This window comes from Paenibacillus sp. strain BS8-2, from assembly GCF_054483835.1.
Genome location: NZ_CM137010.1, coordinates 721,728 through 740,265, shown reverse-complemented (window position 1 = coordinate 740,265; position 18,538 = coordinate 721,728). Strand labels below are relative to the sequence as shown.

Here is an 18,538-nt window from a genome sequence, read left to right as displayed (position 1 = left end):
TGCCGCCCGTCTGCTGCACTTAGGTGCCTTAACTTAGAAAAGCCCGCCGATCGGCGGGCTTTTTGTTACTACTATTAACAATTAGCCAGCTTAAGTTGCACAGCATCGCGCTACATTGATTTGCGCAAATCATGTTAGGAGCTTCGGTGTTTACGCATCGCGATATTCCTGCGGCGTCACATTGGTTTCGCGTTTGAAGAAGCGGCCGAAGGAGGTAGCGGAGTCGAAGCCTACCTTGCCGGCAATATCCTGAATCTTTATTTGCGAGTACCGCAGCAGCTCTTGTGATTTGCCAAGTCGCAAACCAGCGATATACTCCGATACCCCTTGGCCGGTCTGCTGCTTGAATAGCCGCGACAGGTAGGTCGGGTTTAGGTACACGACATCCGCAAGGCGGACGAGTGACAGGTCTTCGCCCAGGTGGCCGTCGATGTACGATTTCAGCTTGGAGACCACGAAGTGCGCCCCTTCATCGTTAGAACGGGCCTGCTCATCGATTAGCTTGACGATCTCGGAGCGCAGGTAGGCGAGGGCGTCCTCCCACGTTACATGGGTATCCAGCGATAACAGCTTCCCGAGCCTGTCTCGGCGCTCAAACGACTCCGCTTCCGCCGCGGACGATGACGAATCATCCGACGATAGCAGCAAGTAGCAGATACCATGATACAGCTCTGCATGAAACTTGCGGCTTTGGTCCCCGCGGCGGGATAATTCGGCAAGCTCGTCAAAGTCGGCGAGCATCCTATGCTCGAGCGCGAGCTCGGAAGAGAGCAGACGGCGCAGCTTATTGCGCGCGACGGTTGCGTCCAGCTCAGGTGCAGCCTCTATGCCGAAGTTGCGATTAAATGCGTCCGTCAGCAGCAGCTCATCATCCGACCCGAAGCCATAAAATAACAACTGCTTCAGCTCGGCGTATTTGGCGGGCAATTGATGCCACTCGATAGGGGCTGTGCTTGCGGCGAAGGATACTGCCAGGTTCAAGTATTGCCGGCAGGCATTCTGAATCGCTTCGAGCTTACCGTGAACGAGGCGGCTCCATAGTTCTGCGTCGAGAGCCTCTCTAGGCATTGCGCCGAATCTCGGCGGCTCTCCGATGTTGGCAGCCAACGCCTCCGACTTCGTTGAGCTAATATCCGTCGTTCTCGCAAAGCCAACAGTCGTCTCCGGCTGGATAAACGCCGCCAGCAACGGCATCTCGGGCAGCGTGGAGAAATGGTGGAAGCCGCTCCAATGCTCCGCCGCGATGTTCTGCACGGCGTACCGCAGCAGCGCCTTGTCGGACTCGGTATGCTCGGAGTCGAAACGGTCTACGCGCGCGACGAGCAAGAGAGCCGGGCGTTCGGCATCGAGCCCGGTCTGCAGCTCATCCAGCCGGTCTTGTCTGACGGAAGCCAGACCGTGCACAAGCTGGCGCGCGTATTCATTCTGCCGGGCGCCGATCGCTTGCAGCCACTGCGCCCTCGCTTGCTCCAGCAGCTGCTCTCGCTCGCCGCTGCGTTCCAGCTCGGCGATGGCTTTGCCGATTGCTTGGAGAATCGCCTCGTCTCCGTCCATCTTGAGGACGTAATCGATGCCGCCGCCTCGCATCGCCGATTGAATATAAGAGAAGTCGTCGTAGCCCGACAGGAATACGGATTTGCACGACGGCCAGTTTTTGGCGATTACGGTTTGCAGCTCGAGTCCGTTCATGCCGGGCATTCGAATATCCAGCAGCGCGATATCGATCTTCGTACGTTCCATGACCGCTAAGGCTTCATTAGCTGATAACGCTCCATACACATCCAGCTCGTAAGGGGCCTCCTCCGCGAGCAGTTGTTTCAGCCCGCGCACGATATTCGGTTCGTTATCCACGATCAACAGTCGGTACATCAAGCTGTCGCCTCCTTATAGGGTATAGTCATGATGATCCGCAATCCCCCCAGGGAACTACGATCTGCAATCAGCCCGGCACTCTCGCCAAAATGCAGCTGAACCCGCTGCAGTACATTACGCAAACCTTCGCTGTCCGAGTTGTAGCCGGGATTGGTCAGAAGCGACGAGATATGCTCCATGGCGCGTTCGTCCAGCCGTTCGCCGTTATCCTCCACCGTAATTGCCGCCGTCCCGTCGTCATGATCGAGGAAGGTGACGGAGATCAAGCCTTGGCTGATTCGGTCCTCCAGCCCATGATGGTAAGCATTCTCGATCAGCGGCTGCAGCAGAAGCTTGGGCACCGGCAATTGACTCAGCCTCTCCGGCACGTTTCCGAACTCAATTCGGACGTGATCGTCGAAGCGAATGCCTTGAATGGAGGCATAAGAGCGGCAGAACGAAATTTCCTGCTCCAGAGATACGTTGTCGGCATTTTTGGTAACGTATTTGAAATAATCGCCGAGGTGTTTGGAGAACGCAATCACCTTCTCGTTTTCGTGAAGCTTGGCAAGCCGGTATAGGTTAAAGAGGCTGTTATATAGAAAATGGGGGTTGATCTGCGACTGCAATTGCTTGAGCTCAGCTACTTTAACTTGGTAACGCTGCACGTAAACCTCATCGATCAGCTCTCGCAGCCGGTTGACCGTTCGGTTGAACTGGTGGTACAAGTAGCTGAATTCATCATTGGTATCCGCCTGCAGCTGCTGGGTAAGATTGCCTCGCTCCAGTCCGCGGAACGCGCTAACAAGCCGCTTCATCGGGGCATGGATGCTTCGATACAGCCGGTAAGAGAATAGTAGCAAGAGTGCGACGGCGGCGATGGACAGACTCCATAACCAGATCGCGTATTGCTTGAGCGGGCCGGTCAAACTATTTTCATCCAGAAACAAAACAAGCGACAGACCTAGCTTGGAGGAGGTCTGGTGGAAGGTATAGTAACGTTCCTTGCCCTCGGAGTAGATGTTGTTGCGATCGTCGTTCCCCGCTTCTCCGACAGCAGGAGAGGAGCGGAACGCAACCGATTGCCGAATGAATGCAAGCGTCCGTTGGCGATCGCCCGGAAGGGCGCCGCCCGTCATCGACCACTCTAGCCCACTGTCCAGCAGCATCGCGCCTCCACCTCCACTGCCGCCGATGGTTATGCCGGCAAGCGAGTTCATGATGGCGTCGTTAGAGATTTCCAGCACGATGGTGAAGCCTTTGCCCACCGGCTTTGTATTGGGAAACGGCAAGCTCATCCAGAGCTTGTTCTGATATAAAGTGAAAGGAGATTCGTAGATATCGACCAATCGTTTCAACGCAGAGGCTTCTTCGACAGGCAGCTCGTCGTAGGAGGTTGCTGAGATTTTGCGATTCAGGGCGGGCACGTTGACGAATGCATCTCTTATGTAAGGACTCATATTTTTTAGAATAAGGAGCTTCTTCTGTACGTTCTTTACGGCTGCTGTGAACTGTTCATCCGTCAGAATGACCGACGAATAGGCGAGATGGTTGATGTCGTCATCAAGCACGTATTGCTGCATGAGCGTCACGAGGGGACCAAAATCGCTTTCGAGCGAGCGGATATAATCGCCTACCTTGGACTCCGCGGAGCTCGTAATCTCGTTGCGTACGAGCCGTTCGCTGCGCACATTGACGACCATGCTCAGCGTGACGAGAGGAAGGATAAGCACCAGGAAGGTAAGAAAAAGCTTGGGAAATAACGGTAGGCTGGGTATGCGCACGGATGGGTCCAACTCCTTCTAAGCAGCTACAACGAGTATATCATGCAAGCGCATTCAGAGGCGGTTCTAAGGGTAAGAAGTAGACGGACGTATAGTATTTGGTTGAGGAAAGTCGATTGAATCGTCCGCCCAAGGGCATCTAGAAGTCTATGGGACACGGGGATATGTCGCGAAATCAACGGAACCGTCACTCCTCTGCCAATATAGAGCTAAGTCGCGCCGCCATCCTTATGCTGACCCGCTAGCAGCATTTGCTGCTTGTTTCGGTATTGCGTCGGCGTGCATCCGACCCACTTGCGGAATTGGCTTGCGAAGTGGGACGGAATGGGCCAGCCAACTCGAGCGCCGATCGTTTCGACGGAAAGGTCGCTTGATCCGAGCATCAGACATGCCTCCTGAATACGGCGCGCCAGCAAATAATCCGTCACCGTTTGCCCGGTCTCTTCACGGAACAGGCGCGATACATGGAATTTGGACAGATGTATGTCGCTCGCCAGTTGCTCGAGCCTAAATGGCTCTTGGAAGTGGAGTTCGATCCATTCGAGAATCGCTTCGGTATGGGTTGCGGAACGGGAAGATAGCGGTGCATGATCGGATAGGTAAGCGCCCTCAGCTTCTAGAAAAACAAGCATTTGCGTGAGAAGAGCCGCCTTCAGCGAGAAACGCCCTTCCGGCGTAGCTTGATCCAATAGCTTGTTGTAGTAAGTCATCAGCGGTTCTATGGGATGGCGGGTTCCGAATCCGTGGAATACCTGCGACGTAAGCCCATCCTTCGAGATTCGTTTCATCCCGGTCATGAGGCTGCCGAACACCTGGAGTCCGCTTGCTACTGCGTTGGGCTCGAAATGGATGATGGAGCGAATATAGTTGGATTGCTCGCTTAGCGCTCTAACATAATGAAGCTGGTAGGGGCGGAATAGGAATAACGAGCCGGGTTGAATCGGATAGACGTTCTGATCCAGAATGACGCTGCCTTCTCCCTCGTGTACATATAGAAGCTCGATTCCTTGGTGGTAGTGGAAGTAGCCCCGGTATCCAGGCTCAGCTCCTTTCACCAGCTTGGCATTAATGGATCCATCCGGAAAATCGACATTCATTAGACGATTCATGATGATTTCAATCCTTTCCACACATCCGCAATATAGCTATAGTCTAGCACAAGAGAACTGAACTGTCGCTGCGCAGCATTTGGTATTCTCATAGTAGAAACTCATGAGAAGAGGGATATGTATGTGGCAGACTATCATGGATGATGTAATAGCGAAGACGAAACAAAACATAACACGGTTCGGGGATCAGTTTCCTCATGTCAGCTTAAACGACGAGTATTTGCTTAACGATAATACGGATTGGACAGATGGCTTCTGGTCGGGCTTGCTATGGCTGTGCTACGAATATTCCGGCGACGAAACCTTCAGAGACGCAGCGCGAGGAACGGTGGCGAGCTTCCGCACTCGCTTAGATAACAAGGTAGCGCTTGACCATCACGATATCGGCTTCTTGTACTCCTTGTCCTCCAAGGCGCAATGGATGATCGAAGGCGACGAGGAGGCCAAACGTCTGACGATTGAAGCGGCTGACGTGCTGCTGGACCGCTGGCGTCCCGAGATTGGTATTATTCAGGCATGGGGATCGAAGGGCGATCCGATCAACGGCGGACGCATCATCATTGACTGCTTGATGAATCTGCCGCTGCTTTATTGGGCGCATCAAGTGACTGGCGAGCAAAAGTATTACGATGTTGCGGTGGCACATGCCGAAGTCAGCCGTCGTTTCCTCGTGCGCGGAGACGATTCGTCGTACCACACGTTTTACTTCAACCAAGAGACGGGCGACGCCCAGCGCGGCGGCACGCATCAAGGCTACCTCGACGGCTCCACATGGACGCGCGGTCAGGCTTGGGGCATTTACGGCTTCGCATTGTCTTACCACTATACAAACAACGAGGCTTTCCTGGAAACCTCGATTCGTCTTGCAAAATATTTCTTGGAGCGCCTGCCTGAAGACCTTGTTGTCTACTGGGACTTCAACGCGCCGGTCAATGCGGAGACGAAGCGTGACAGCTCGGCTTCGGCCATTATGGCATGCGGCGTGCTTGAGCTGTTAAAAGTGTTGCCTGCCGATCATCCAGATCGGGCTGTGCTGGAACATGGCTTGGAGCAGACCATGAAAGGTCTGGCTGAAGGTTATTCCACGGTGAATAAGCCGGATGCGCAAGGATTGCTGGAGCGCGGCTCATACAGCGTGCGCGGCGGAGCTTCTCCTGACGACTACATGATCTGGGGCGACTACTACTACATGGAAGCTTTGATGCGCATTGAGAAGGGGCATAAAGGCTACTGGTACGAGTAAGGGAAACATCCTATACGATCAGAAAAACTAGAGTGGAATAGATAGAAATAGAGGTAGCCTCGGCTTGAATCTTGAAGCCTTGGGCTGCCTCTATTTGTTTGAACGAACATGAATTTGGATTTGCGCACGCATATATCTTTCGGGTTGCTGCATGTGCTTCAAGCACCATGCACCCTTTTACTCCCGTGTTTCGTCTAAATGTTAAGACGTATACAAAGGGGGAAGTTTCATGAAACGCTGGATGATGTTGGCGCTGGGCATACTTGGCAGCATGTTGATGTTGCTAACGATAGGCTGCGGAAAAGAAGAACGTTCGGTACCGCCTGAGCCAACTATCGCGGGGAGCATCACGGAGGGGGGCGTAGAAGCGGACCGGGTAGTCGTGTCCCGTTCGATAGATTTTGCACAAGTGAATGAGCGGCCTTACGTCATATTCGAAGACGGGGATGAGATGGATACATTTGCAGATGCAATGAAGTCTGGGAATAAAATAAACGGGACATTAGATGTCGACTTTCCGGATTATGACATCGTCATCGACCAAAACGGGAAACGCAGCACGCTTCATATGTGGCTGCATCGGGATGGAGGTCAAGGCATGTTCGTCTATACGGGAGATACAGGCACTGGATATACGATGACCGAGAAGTCGACAAAGGCGTTAATTGAGATCATATGGGGCGTCCACTATGATTCTGATACAGCTGCGGCTAACGGTGATGTTGTTTCTCCTTTGTCGGGCGGAATTCAGAATGCGGATCGTTGGCTGAGCTTTGTTGATAACGTGGAGAATAAGGAGCCGGATGAGGTGCAAGTGGTGTATTATACGATCGAAGGCGATCCCATCTTCCGTAATTTGATCTATGATGGGGGCGATTCGCTGAGATTCCGGCTGGATACATCCCATGATGATTATGGGGCGGCGCTTGATCGGACCGATTTCTGTCGCAGCATTGAGGCTGATAAGACCGATGCGGGAACGGTGTATACACTTGCTGGATGCGGCGACAGCGAGACGTGGTTTGAGCTCATTTTTCCGGGCGAATAAGATGTGAAACGATCCCTGTGATATACTGGATAAAAAATGAAACCTCAATCTACGTGCTTCGAAGAGTGTGGTTGCGGAGGACATGGTTACGATGGCAAGCATTGACGATACGGAGAAGGAACAACGGCTGAGCTCATTGCCAGAAGGCGTTAGACTCAGCTGGGGCATTGTGAAGAAGCAGCGCAGAGGACCTAAGGGGGAGCTCAGTATCCCTCAGATTGTCCAAGCGGCAATCGCAATTGCCGATGAGGAAGGGCTGGGAGCATTGTCGATGAGCCGGGTGGCTCAATCGCTAGGCTTTACGACGATGTCGTTATACCGCTATGTCTCTAGCAAAAACGATCTGCTGCTCCTCATGCAGGATGCGGTATGCGATATCGAGATCCCGGAGGACTCGGGCGAAGAAACCTGGCGGGAACAGATGAAGGAATATGTACGCCGGAGCGTGAGTGTCTTCCGTGACCATCCGTGGTATGCCGATATTCCGATTCAGAGCTTGCCGATTATGCCGAGTAATTTGCGCATTCTGGAGTGGATGCTGCGGATTATGCGCGACTTCCCGCTGAACGAATTCGAGAAGATGTCCTTCTTGCTCCTAGTAAGCAGCTACTCCAGAGCATACGGTATGATAGAACGGGATAAGGCGCTCGTCATGAAGGATCATGGCTCACTCAGCAGCTTCGAAGGATTGGATTATACGGCAGCTCTCCGGGAACTTATCTCTGCCAAGGATTTCCCGCATCTATACCCGATTGTGATGTCGGGCGCATATACGGGAGAGAAGGGCAGCCCCATAGAAGACGACCTGGATTTCGGTCTGGAGCGAATATTGGACGGTATCGAGCGATACATCGAAATGAAGCGCAAGATGATAGAATAACAGAAAAAAATCACAACCAGGTCAAAGATTAACGGCGTTACTCTTTCGATTTTCTCGAGAAAGCAATCGCTCCCCAGATCATTGCGAGCATCCATATGCCGCCGCACCAGAGCAGCGCCTTCCAGCCGTTATCGCCAACAGCCCCGCCGGAGAGTAGCGCACGAATGCTCTCAATGACGGGCGTAATGGGCTGATGGGCCGCGAAGCCTTGCAGCCATGACGGCATCGTATTGGTCGGTACGAAGGCGCTCGACAGATATGGTAGGAATAATAGGACGAAGCCATAACCGCTTGCGGCAGAGGGGCTGCCGGTAACGAGGCCGATCGCAGCGAAGAGCCAGGTGAACGTTAAGATGAACAAAGCAACGAGTCCAAGCGCAAGCAGCCATTCCGCGAAGCTGGCCGAAGGTCTGAAGCCGACGAGCAGCGCGACGCCGATCACAATGCCGGTTGCTACGAGATTACGTATGAGACTCGCTACAACATGCCCCGTCACGACGCTTGTGGCTTGTATCGGCATCGTGCGGAAACGGTCGATTATGCCATTGGTCATATCGGTGGCCACGTCGACGGCTACGCTGGAGGCGCCGAAGCCGGCACACAACAGGATGATACCGGGGACGACGTAGTTGACATAATCGCCATCCGAAGAGAGTGCCCCGCCGAATACATAAGTAAAGAGCAACATGAGGAATACAGGGAGCATGATGGCCATGAGCAGCGCCTCGACATTACGCAGGCTGTGGCGCAGACTGCGACCGATGAACACGGAGTTTGTGGTTAGAATCGTTCTCATCTTGCGGCAGCCTCCTTTGTTGACTCCACGCCGGGAGTCTGAGTGAGGGCTACAAATACATCGTCCATGCTCGGCTTGCGAATACCGATCTTCGTATCCCCAGGATAGCGGGCTGAGAGCTCGCTCATCATATGTTTAATCTCTGCAAGACCGCCACTTGTCGGGATCGAATGAATCAACTCATCCTTATTGTTTCTTAGCTCGATCACTTCGCCCCCTACCATGGATTTAAGCTCTGCCGAAGTGCCTTCGGCGACGATCCTGCCGCCGTTAATGACTGCAATTCGATCGGCCAGCTCGTCAGCCTCCTCCAAATATTGAGTAGTCAGCAGAATGGTGATTCCTTGCTCCTTTAATGCCAGTATCATCCCCCACAAGGCGCGCCGGCTGACCGTGTCGAGACCAGTAGTCGGTTCGTCTAAGAACAGCACAGGACGGCTATTGACCAGACTAAGCGCGAGATCGAGCCGTCTTCGCATGCCGCCGGAATAGGTTTTGGCTCGTTTGTTCGCGGCTTCCTGGAGTTCGAATTGCTGCAGCAGCTCCGCTGAGCGAATGCGGGCTTGAGAGACAGAATAGCCGGACAGCCGGCACATCATGATTAGATTTTCTTCCCCTGTCAGCACTTCGTCGACTGCTGCGAATTGGCCCGTCAAGCTAATGGACTGTTTCACTTGTTGTTTTTCCAGCTTAACGTCATAACCAGCTACGTTTGCCTTCCCGGCATCAAGAGAGGAGAGCGTGGACAAGATGCGAATCAATGTTGTTTTGCCAGCGCCGTTAGGGCCTAACAGTGCGAAGATGGTTCCAGCGGGCACAGACAAATTCAGTTCGTCTAACACGGATTTTCCCTTGAAGGACTTCCGGAGTCCGCGTACTTCGATGGCATTGGTCGCCATACAACATCACTCCTCAAATCATATTTAACAATTGTGTGCTACATAAACAGTATATGATGCACTCAGTTCATATAACTCCGTCTAGAGGATGATTTTGAAGGGATGGATAAGAGGCTCTAAGGGGGGATTTCCATGCGCGTATCGTTAAAGTCTTTTGTTGCAGGATTCGTTTGCTGTGCGCTACTCAGCGCCACAACTGCTTACGCCGCGGTTGGCTCTTCACGCATCGATTACGGATCAGCGACGATCCAGGGGAGCTTACCTTGGATGATCTAGGCATCGATGATGCTGTAACGGGAGCTCAGATTCGGTTAGGCATGACGAAGGCAGAGGTAGAGAAGCTGCTAGGGGCGCCGGACGACGAAATAATGGGTCGGGACTTGTACAATGGTCTTCAAGTCTATTACCGGGATGACAAAGCTGCAGGTTTGATCGTGGCTGCATCCGATAATGAAACGAATCGCTATAGGACCCACAGAGAAATTGGTCTAGGCAGCTCGTACCGCGAAATTTTGAGCCAATACGGCGGTCCGCAATCCCAAGAGCCTCTGTATAACGACATTGCAATCAATTATGTGTTTTCAAACAATAATGGAACGCTTGAGAAAGTAACCAAACCGATAACCCCTGTGGATAACTGGAATCTTTCCGAAACTTATTACATTTCGATTCTTTTATTTAACCTCATACGGCAAGAAGTCTCCTATCCTCTATAGGTGGGAGATGAATTCCCGTCTTCGAAGCGTTGCTTACAAAATACACGCCGTCATGATACAATCAGTAGTATAGTTGTAAATGGCGGTGATACTGTGGAATTAGATAATAATAATCATTCAGTATTCTTGATGTACTATCATCTTGTTTTAGTTATCAAATATCGTCGAAAAGTGATTGATGATCAAATATCGAATCGTCTCAAGGAGATATTCGAATATATTGCACCGAAGTACAATATTTCATTACAGGAATGGAATCACGACAAAGACCATGTTCATATTTTGTTCAAGGCACAGCCAAACAGTGAGTTATCTAAATTTATCAATACCTATAAAAGCGCATCATCACGTCTGGTCAAAAAAGAACATTCCATCATTAGAAAATCACTATGGAAAGAATATTTCTGGTCGAGAAGTTTTTGTCTGCTAACAACAGGCGGAGCACCCATTGAAGTGGTCAGACGTTATATCGAAAGCCAAGGTGAGAAGATATGAACAAAGCATTCAAATATCGGATTTATCCGAATGCCGAGCAAGAAATTCTCATCCATAAAACGTTTGGTTGTGTGCGATTTATCTATAATCAAATGCTTGCGAATCGAAAAGAAGTTTACGAGTCATTCAAAGACGATAAAGAAGCAATGAAGAAACAGAAATATAGGCTTCCAGCCGACTTCAAGAAAGATTTTGTTTGGCTCAAAGAAGTAGACAGTCTGGCGCTGGCGAATGCACAATTGAATCTGCAAACGGCTTATAAGAATTTCTTCCGAGACCCGTCTGTGGGTTTTCCGAAGTTCAAGAATAAGCATCACGATAAGAAATCCTATACTACGAACAATCAATGCGGCACGATTCGGCTCATAGACAGCAAAACCATCCGACTGCCTAAACTGAAAGATGTGAAGATTAAGCTTCACCGTCAGTTGCCAAAGGAAGCCATCATAAAGTCTGCAACGCTAAGTAAAACGGCAACGGGTAAATATTTCGTCTCCATATTGATCCAATACGAAGCACGAATAAATCTAGTAGAGCCAACCCCTGAAACGGTAGTAGGTTTGGATTATTCGTCTCGTTCATTGTTTGTCGATAGTCAGGAAAACAGTGCTGACTATCCAAAATTCTACCGAAAGGCAGAAGAAAGACTGAGAAAAGCTGGGCGCAAGCTGTCTAAACGTAAAAAAGGCGGTAAAAACCGTGAAAAGCAACGCCTTAAAGTAGCCAAGCTCCATGAAAAAGTAGCGAACCAGCGCAAGGACTTCTTGCATAAGCGCTCCAGGCAGATAGCCAATGCCTGCTCAGCCGTTGCCATAGAAGACTTACATATGCGTGGAATGGCGCAAGGACTCCGTCTGGGAAAATCTACGAATGACAATGGATTCGGGATGCTAAAGACCTTTTTGGGGTATAAGCTTGCGGAGCAAGGAAAACAACTTGTTGTGATTGACAAATGGTTTCCATCCAGCAAACGGTGCAGATATTGCCAAAACGATAACAAGGAACTTACATTGGCAGATCGAACTTGGGTATGCCAGCACTGCGGCACAGCATTAGACAGAGACGTAAACGCGGCAATCAACATCAAAAATGAAGGTTGCCGGAAGCTGGGTATAGCCTAATCGGCACGAATCAGAACCGTGGGGCAAACGGGGATAGCTTGGTCATGATGCTGGCATTAGCTGGTATGTCCCAAGAAGCCCCCACCTCTAAGCGTTAGCGCAGGTGGTGGGAGTATGTCACCAATGTTAATCGTACGCTAGGTTATATGTTAATCGGGGATTTTCAATTCGCAATGACATCAAAGTAAGCCTCTAATCCATCAATTCTGAAAAAAAGTTAATCCTGCAAGCGTTTTAGTGTGTGCTATAATTTGTCGGAAGCCTGAAGGCACGGGACCAAGCAGCACATCACAAGCGATTGCTAGGAGGTAATCATGAACATCAAGGCCCATGTAGGAACAAAACAATGGATATTTATGGCGTTGGCAGCCTTGCTGCTGCTCGTCACGCCGTTAACGGCTTCGGCCGCGCCGGCGAAGGGCGACGTTATTGTGACAAAGGATGCCGTCATCAAGCTTGACGGAGAAGCCATTACGCTTACAGAGCCGGCATTGACGCTGGACAATCGGTTATTTGTGCCGGTAGCACGAATGGCGGAGCTGTTCAACGTAAAGAAGATAAGCTGGAACCAGGCGAATCAAGAAAGCACAATCGAGACTGTGCTTGGTGACACAATCGTCTTCGGGGTTGACGTTCCCGTCGTCTATTTCAACGGAGCCCGCTATATGCTGGACGCCGCACCGTTCGTCGAGAATAACAGATTGTACATACCGCTGCGCCACGCAGCTGAACTGATGCACGCAACGGTCAAGTGGAACGATGAAGAGGATGCCGCGGAAATTACAACGGTTGAGCCTGCCATTGTAAGCGAGGAAAACGTGTTGGCTGATATTGTAAAGTCGTTCGGCACCAATGAAGCGGAGCTGCTTCTGCGTAACGAGATGAAGAATGCCGACAGCATTAAAGCAGGTATTGCGCTGCGAGTCGTGATGCCGTCCATCTTCGACAAGCCTGCTAAACCTTATACGGATCAGGATTACAAGCTGCTCGCCAAGATTACGATGGTCGAAGCCGGATATGAGACGTATGCGGGACAGCTCGCCGTCGCGAATGTCATTCTGAACCGTACCAAGGACACGAGATTCCCAAGTACGATTAAGGATGTCATCTACTCCGGCAAGCAATTCCCGCCTGCACATAACGGATTGTTAGACAAGGCAAGTCCGAACGCTAGCGTGCTGCGCGCAGCCAAGGATGCGCTTAACGGCAAGAACAACGTACAAGGCGCTGTCTACTTCTTTAATCCCAAGGTGTCCAAGGGATCGTTCTGGTCCAATTTGGATGTCGTCGCTAAGATCGGGCATCATCATTTCGCCGAATAGAATCAAACAAAAGACGCATCGCCGGCTCCCGGCGATGCGTCTTTGTTTGATTAGAGGGACGTATCTATGCAATCGTTCCGTTTACTTCAGCAATTCCTCTGTCATCCGGTTTGCGGCTTCTGCTGTAGAAAGCCCCGAGGATGTTGATAGCTGGTACACTTTCGTGAGTGTGCCATAAATGTTCTCTACATTCCGCTTCGCCTCTGCGGCATCGCCGCCGCTAAGCTCCGATCCAGTGACGATAATGCCGCCGGCGTTGATGACGTAATCGGGGGCATACACGATGCCGAGCTGACGCATACGCTCTGCATGCTTTAAGTCCGATAGTTGATTATTCGCGGCACCGGCTACAATTCTGCACTGAAGCTGTGCAAGCGTGGTGTCGTTCAGGATGCCGCCGAGCGCGCATGGAGCGAAGACATCACAGGCTGCATCATAGATGTTCTCCGGGGCACAAGCGGTCGCGCCGAATTCCAGCGCGGCTTGCTTCATACGGGATTCGTCGATATCCGTAACGATCAACGTGGCGCCGTCATCGTGCAGGTAGCGGCATAACCGATAGCCGACCTTGCCCAGACCTTGCACGGCAACGGTTCGTCCAAGGAGGGACTCGTAGCCGAATACCTTTTTGAGCGATACACGGATGCCAAGAAAGACGCCGTATGCCGTCATGGTCGCTGTCAAATCATTAACGGCGCCAAGCGAACCCGAAACATCTGTTACGTAAGAGGTTGTCTCTCGTATGCAGTCCATGTCGGCGACTGTCGTACCGAGGTCCATGCCCGTAATGTAATGTCCTTGCATCCGGTCGATATAACGTCCGAGCATGCGAAAGAGCCCCTCACGGGAGCCTTGACCCGGATGGGATAAAATAACCGCTTTGCCCCCTCCATATGGAAGACCGGAGATCGCGGATTTATACGTCATGCCTTTGGCTAGTCGCAGCGCATCCGAGATGGCTGCTTCGTCACTTTCGTATTGCCACATTCTACATCCGCCAAGCGCGGGACCAAGCTTCGTATTATCGATTGCGATAATGGCCTTGAACCCGCTTACGCGCTCCTGCAGGAAGAACACCCCTTCGTAATCACTCTGCCACATGTCCACGGACGGTCCCTCCTTCACCCAATGTGCTGCGGATCGGCAGCTTATGGTGTAGGATATTCATCGGGAGCGCTCGAGGACTAGGCATTGGCTGAGAGGGAGGACGAATTTGTTCAATACTAAGCGTTGCTCGGAATGGAGCGCGCTGCTAATTCAATAATGTTTCCATCTTGCCGAGCAGCCTGGTCCATTCCACAGGCTTTGTATCAAAGTCGTCGCAGCCAGCCTCGAAGGCATGATCGCGGTCACTGGTCATGGCATGTGCGGTGAGTGCGATGACGGGGATGCTCTTGGTGTCCGCATCTGCTTTGAGAGCGCGAATCGCATCCCAGCCATCCATAACAGGGAGGCTTAGATCCATCAGGATGAGATCGGGCTGAAGCGACTTGGCAAGCTCGACGCCTTGCCGGCCGTCAACGGCCATATCGACTTCGAACCCTTTGCGCATCAGACGACGGGACAGCATGTCCCGATTCATTTCGTTGTCTTCTACCAGCAGTATTCTAGCCATAGACTGTTTCCTCCCTAGTGTGACCAGACGACTGATCGATCAATCGATGAATTTCGGCGAGCAGCCTCGATTTCTCCAGTTGTCCTTTGTCCATGATGTTTTTGGCGTAGCCGCTTAATCGCAAGCGCTCATCCTCCGTCAATGTCTTCGCCGTGACAACAACGACAGGAATATCGCGCCATTGATCATGCTCGCGCAGCGCGCTTGCGAATTCGAAGCCATCCATCTCCGGCATCATCAGATCCAGCAGGATGAGATGAGGAGCCTCTTTCCGCAGGAGATTAAGAGCGAGTTGCCCGTTGCCCGCCTGCAGGACGCGATACCCTTCCTTGCTAAGCATCTTTGTCATCATGTCGCATGTAATGGCATCGTCTTCGATGACCAGCACGGAGCGATTGTGACGCTCGGGCACATATTTCTCAATGATGCCGATGAGGCGATCTCGTTGTACAGGCTTCGTAACGAATTCGGAGGCGCCCATCGCGTAAGCCAGCCGCTGTTCGTCCAGCATGGAGATCATGACGACGGGTATATGCGCGAGCTCGGGGTCGTTCTTCAGCATAGTGAGCACATTCCAACCGTCAACTTCGGGCATCAGTACGTCAAGCGAAATCACATCGGGTTTCAGCTGCTTGGCAAGTCGCAAACCTTCCTGACCCGATTTGGCTAATGTGACGCTCCAGTCCTCATTGCCGAGATATCGCTGCATAAGACCTAGCATCGCGGGGTCATCGTCAATCACTAGCACAGTGCCCACACCTTGAGTCGACGAGAGCGACAAATGCTGAAGATGCTCTCCTTGGACAGGTCTAGCGCTCTTGGCCGATGATGACGACTTTGCATCGCCATGCAGCGCTTCCGTTCTGCTTGTGACAAAGGCGGTTGACTCGCTAGCAACAAACGGATGATTAGAACCGTCGGCTAGCAGAGGCAGCCGGACGGTGAAGGTCGAGCCTTCGCCAAGCATGCTGTCTACTCGTATGGTACCGCCGAGCATGTTGCACAGATTCTGACTGATCGCCAGACCAAGGCCAGTGCCTCCGAACTTTCGAGTCGTTGACGTGTCTGCCTGCTTGAACGCGACAAATATACTCTCAGCCTGCTCCGGTGTCATACCGATGCCATTGTCCTTCACTCGGAAGATGATATCTAGTCCGCTGTCTGTCTGTTCGCTGGCAATAGACAGGAGAACAGTGCCTTCCGTCGTGAACTTGGCTGCATTACTGAGCAGATTAAGCAATATTTGCTTTAGTTTGGTGGCATCCGATCGGATCGTTCCGATGCTGCCGTCCAATCCATCGAGCACAAGCTTGTTGCGTTTGGCGGCGATGAGCGGATCGACAGTATCGATTAATTCGGCAATCATGGAGGGGAGGTCGAAGGGCTCCACATACAGTTCCATCTTGCCTGCTTCGATTTTGGACAGATCAAGGATGTCATTGATTAAGGAGAGGAGGTGACGTCCTGCTTTATGAATTCTGTGCAGATCCTCGGAGAAGGCGACCTCGCCCATTTCGTCCGCTTCTTCTTTGAGCATCTCGCTGTAGCCGATGATCGCATTAAGCGGTGTGCGCAGTTCATGGCTCATGTTGGCGAGAAACTGGCTTTTGATCTGGCTGGCTTCAATCGCTCCGTCGCGTGCCTTGGACAGCTCGAGCGTCCGCTCGGCAACCTTATCCTCTAATTGATCATTCAGCATGCGGAGCTCTTGGTTGGTCGTATAAAGCTCCCGAGTCTTAAGCTCGGCGATCTGCTCGGCATCCTTGCGAGCGCGTCGCTCCCTCTCCAATTGCCTGCGCAAAACCTCGATTTCGTTCATGTGATCATTCACCCCGCTAATGTAAGCACGAATCGTGCCGATGTCCCGTCAGTCAAGTCTTCACGGCTAAGCGCAATGTGTTCTCCGTAATGCTCGATACACCCATTGATCAGTCCTTCTGCCAGATCTGCGAAAGGTCTCGTCGACGAATAAACCATCACAAGCGTTCCCGGAACGGACGCATCAAAACTGAAAGCAGGCAGTTCGGCGTCCGGATAAAGTTTCCGTACTTCGACGTGGATATAGCTGTCCAAGCGCTGCAAGAAGTCGAAAGTGGAGGCATGCTCTTCAATAAAGTAGGGATAGTGCTGGACCAGAACGGCGAATAGATAGCGGCCAAACGCTTTGACGAGAGCGGCGACAGGAACGCCCGTCCGAGCGCTTAGCTGAGAGATGAGCTCGATAATCTCTGCGTGATCGTACGTACCGAGCGATGTATAGCTCCCGCCTGAAGGGAGCTTGGACGATTCGATAATGTCGTCTGCAAGCGACAAGGAGAAGGTTTCTTCGACCATGTCCAGAAACGAGGTAAATACGATTCCCTTCATCCGCCGGCTCCTTCCAACAGGTAATCGGCCTGCTGATTGATGTCGGTCAAGCGTAAGAATGCCTCTACGACATTCGGGTCGAAATGCTGACCGGATTGCAACTTGATCTCTTTCAAAGCTTCCGCAGGTGTCCATGCCTGTTTATACGGACGCTCATGAGTTAGGGCGTCGTAGAAATCGGCGAGTGCGACGATTCGGCCAGCCAGAGGAATAGCTTCGCCGCTTAACCCTTGCGGGTACCCCGTTCCGTTCCACTTCTCATGGTGGGTAAGCGCAATAACGCCGGCAGTCTGCAGGACGGGGAAGACGCTTCCTTGCAAAATATTGGCGCCGATATCGGCATGCTCCTTCATCTTGGCGAATTCCTCCGGAGTGAACCGTCCTGGCTTCAGCAGGATCCCGTCGGGAATGCCGATCTTGCCGATATCGTGGAACGGCGCAGCGCGTCCAATCAGCGTGGCTTCCTCCGGCAGGAGTCCCATGCTGAGCGCGATGCGCTCGGCTAGGTCGCCGACTCGTTTCGTATGGTGGCCGGTCTCGTCATCGCGATACTCCGCTGTACGGCTGAGCACATCCAATATTTCCGCCTGTGCCATCTCGAGCTCTTGTGTCCGCTCCCGCACGCGCTGTTCCAGATTGTAATTCCGCTCTTGCAGCTTCAGATGGTAGAATCGTGTAGCGAGGAAATTCTGGATACGAAGGACAACCTCCGTCCGATCGAACGGCTTGGAGATAAAGTCGCTCGCACCTTCATGCAGCGCACGTTTCTTGGCTTCTGGGGTTACGTCGGCTGTCAGCACGAGAATAGGCAAATATTCGCTCTCCGGCTTCCACTCGCGTAATCGCTCCAGCACAGTGAAGCCGTCCATCTCGGGCATGTGCAGGTCAAGCAGCACGATATCCGGTTGATGCTCGGCGAATAAGGATTCCACCTCTAGCGGATTTGTTGTCGTTACTAGATTCGTATATCCCGCCCGGGTCAGAATTCGTATTAACAGGCTGATGTTATATTCTTGATCATCTACGATTAGGAACTTGGCATTACGATTCCACTGAACATCCATATGTCGGCCTCATTCGAATATATAATGAAATTCATTGGCTATTATTGCCACTATTCTATTATTATAAGGGGTAATTCGATATTTTACGACTGGATTCTAGTTCAATCGACACTACCAATTTAGAATTTAAGTGGTTCAGGAGCGGCATATCTAGCGTAGAGGGAGGAAATGGTCGATTGTTTGTCGAATGAACACAAGGAATACACGGCTAGAGATACTTGAGAGGAA

The 18,538-nt window shown here is 51.8% G+C and carries 18 protein-coding genes; 8 read left to right on the top strand and 10 right to left on the bottom strand.

Translation table 11 applies throughout. The annotated features are described in order from the left end of the window. Window positions 1-150: 150 nt before the first annotated feature. The 3 genes from ACX1C1_RS03080 to ACX1C1_RS03070 form a co-directional block, all read right to left on the bottom strand. Window positions 151-1,869: a helix-turn-helix domain-containing protein gene (locus tag ACX1C1_RS03080; RefSeq protein ID WP_458955700.1), complete on the bottom strand. Its 1,719-nt coding sequence runs from the start codon at window positions 1,867-1,869 to the stop codon at window positions 151-153. Then, window positions 1,869-3,635 (bottom strand): sensor histidine kinase, encoded by a 1,767-nt coding sequence (locus ACX1C1_RS03075; protein ID WP_458955699.1) that lies wholly within the window; start codon window positions 3,633-3,635, stop codon window positions 1,869-1,871. Before ACX1C1_RS03075 ends, ACX1C1_RS03080 begins: the two co-directional genes overlap by 1 nt. A 209-nt stretch (window positions 3,636-3,844) precedes the next feature. After that, the gene (locus tag ACX1C1_RS03070) at window positions 3,845-4,744 is read right to left on the bottom strand and encodes an AraC family transcriptional regulator (RefSeq protein ID WP_458955698.1); all 900 of its coding nucleotides are present in this window, start codon (window positions 4,742-4,744) and stop codon (window positions 3,845-3,847) included. Between the two features lie 121 nt (window positions 4,745-4,865). Between ACX1C1_RS03070 and ACX1C1_RS03065 the strand changes: the two genes are divergently transcribed. The 3 genes from ACX1C1_RS03065 (at window position 4,866) to ACX1C1_RS03055 (ending at window position 7,915) form a co-directional block, all read left to right on the top strand. Further along, window positions 4,866-5,987, top strand: coding sequence for a glycoside hydrolase family 88 protein (locus ACX1C1_RS03065; protein ID WP_458955697.1), 1,122 nt, complete (start codon window positions 4,866-4,868; stop codon window positions 5,985-5,987). Between the two features lie 229 nt (window positions 5,988-6,216). Then, the gene (locus ACX1C1_RS03060; protein WP_458955696.1) at window positions 6,217-7,035 is read left to right on the top strand and encodes a DUF4362 domain-containing protein; all 819 of its coding nucleotides are present in this window, start codon (window positions 6,217-6,219) and stop codon (window positions 7,033-7,035) included. 91 nt (window positions 7,036-7,126) lie between these two features. Then, the gene (locus ACX1C1_RS03055) at window positions 7,127-7,915 is read left to right on the top strand and encodes a TetR/AcrR family transcriptional regulator (RefSeq protein WP_458955695.1); all 789 of its coding nucleotides are present in this window, start codon (window positions 7,127-7,129) and stop codon (window positions 7,913-7,915) included. A gap of 37 nt (window positions 7,916-7,952) precedes the next feature. On the opposite strand, the gene ACX1C1_RS03050 is transcribed toward ACX1C1_RS03055, so the two are convergent. Together ACX1C1_RS03050 and ACX1C1_RS03045 are read right to left on the bottom strand one after the other, a co-directional pair. After that, window positions 7,953-8,711 carry an ABC transporter permease gene (locus tag ACX1C1_RS03050; protein ID WP_458955694.1) on the bottom strand — a complete coding sequence of 253 codons (759 nt, stop codon included), beginning with the start codon at window positions 8,709-8,711 and terminating at the stop codon, window positions 7,953-7,955. After that, window positions 8,708-9,610, bottom strand: a complete 903-nt coding sequence (locus tag ACX1C1_RS03045) for an ATP-binding cassette domain-containing protein (RefSeq protein WP_458955693.1) — start codon at window positions 9,608-9,610, stop codon at window positions 8,708-8,710. The genes ACX1C1_RS03050 and ACX1C1_RS03045 overlap by 4 nt, the downstream gene beginning before the upstream one ends. Before the next feature lie 132 nt (window positions 9,611-9,742). Here ACX1C1_RS03045 and ACX1C1_RS03040 point away from each other — a divergent pair, with 132 nt between their 5' ends. The 5 genes from ACX1C1_RS03040 (at window position 9,743) to ACX1C1_RS03020 (ending at window position 13,264) form a co-directional block, all read left to right on the top strand. After that, window positions 9,743-9,886 carry a hypothetical protein gene (locus ACX1C1_RS03040; protein WP_458955692.1) on the top strand — a complete coding sequence of 48 codons (144 nt, stop codon included), beginning with the start codon at window positions 9,743-9,745 and terminating at the stop codon, window positions 9,884-9,886. Then, on the top strand, window positions 9,874-10,326 hold the full coding sequence (locus tag ACX1C1_RS03035; RefSeq protein ID WP_458955691.1) for a hypothetical protein: 453 nt from the start codon (window positions 9,874-9,876) through the stop codon (window positions 10,324-10,326). The genes ACX1C1_RS03040 and ACX1C1_RS03035 overlap by 13 nt, the downstream gene beginning before the upstream one ends. Before the next feature lie 93 nt (window positions 10,327-10,419). Beyond that, window positions 10,420-10,821, top strand: coding sequence for an IS200/IS605 family transposase (gene tnpA / locus ACX1C1_RS03030; protein WP_458955690.1), 402 nt, complete (start codon window positions 10,420-10,422; stop codon window positions 10,819-10,821). Then, window positions 10,818-11,942, top strand: coding sequence for an RNA-guided endonuclease TnpB family protein (locus ACX1C1_RS03025; RefSeq protein WP_458955689.1), 1,125 nt, complete (start codon window positions 10,818-10,820; stop codon window positions 11,940-11,942). The genes tnpA and ACX1C1_RS03025 overlap by 4 nt, the downstream gene beginning before the upstream one ends. A 314-nt stretch (window positions 11,943-12,256) precedes the next feature. Then, window positions 12,257-13,264 (top strand): cell wall hydrolase, encoded by a 1,008-nt coding sequence (locus tag ACX1C1_RS03020; RefSeq protein ID WP_458955688.1) that lies wholly within the window; start codon window positions 12,257-12,259, stop codon window positions 13,262-13,264. Between the two features lie 81 nt (window positions 13,265-13,345). Here the strand turns inward: ACX1C1_RS03020 and ACX1C1_RS03015 are convergent, their stop codons facing one another. The 5 genes from ACX1C1_RS03015 to ACX1C1_RS02995 form a co-directional block, all read right to left on the bottom strand. Further along, entirely contained in the window at window positions 13,346-14,365 is a 1,020-nt protein-coding gene (locus ACX1C1_RS03015) for a Leu/Phe/Val dehydrogenase (RefSeq protein ID WP_458957580.1), read from the bottom strand. Between the two features lie 151 nt (window positions 14,366-14,516). Further along, entirely contained in the window at window positions 14,517-14,879 is a 363-nt protein-coding gene (locus tag ACX1C1_RS03010; RefSeq protein ID WP_458955687.1) for a response regulator, read from the bottom strand. Then, window positions 14,872-16,698, bottom strand: coding sequence for a hybrid sensor histidine kinase/response regulator (locus tag ACX1C1_RS03005; protein ID WP_458955686.1), 1,827 nt, complete (start codon window positions 16,696-16,698; stop codon window positions 14,872-14,874). The genes ACX1C1_RS03010 and ACX1C1_RS03005 overlap by 8 nt, the downstream gene beginning before the upstream one ends. Before the next feature lie 8 nt (window positions 16,699-16,706). Next, window positions 16,707-17,246: a heme NO-binding domain-containing protein gene (locus tag ACX1C1_RS03000; RefSeq protein ID WP_458955685.1), complete on the bottom strand. Its 540-nt coding sequence runs from the start codon at window positions 17,244-17,246 to the stop codon at window positions 16,707-16,709. Continuing rightward, window positions 17,243-18,310 (bottom strand): HD domain-containing phosphohydrolase, encoded by a 1,068-nt coding sequence (locus ACX1C1_RS02995; RefSeq protein WP_458955684.1) that lies wholly within the window; start codon window positions 18,308-18,310, stop codon window positions 17,243-17,245. Before ACX1C1_RS02995 ends, ACX1C1_RS03000 begins: the two co-directional genes overlap by 4 nt. Window positions 18,311-18,538 lie beyond the last annotated feature (228 nt).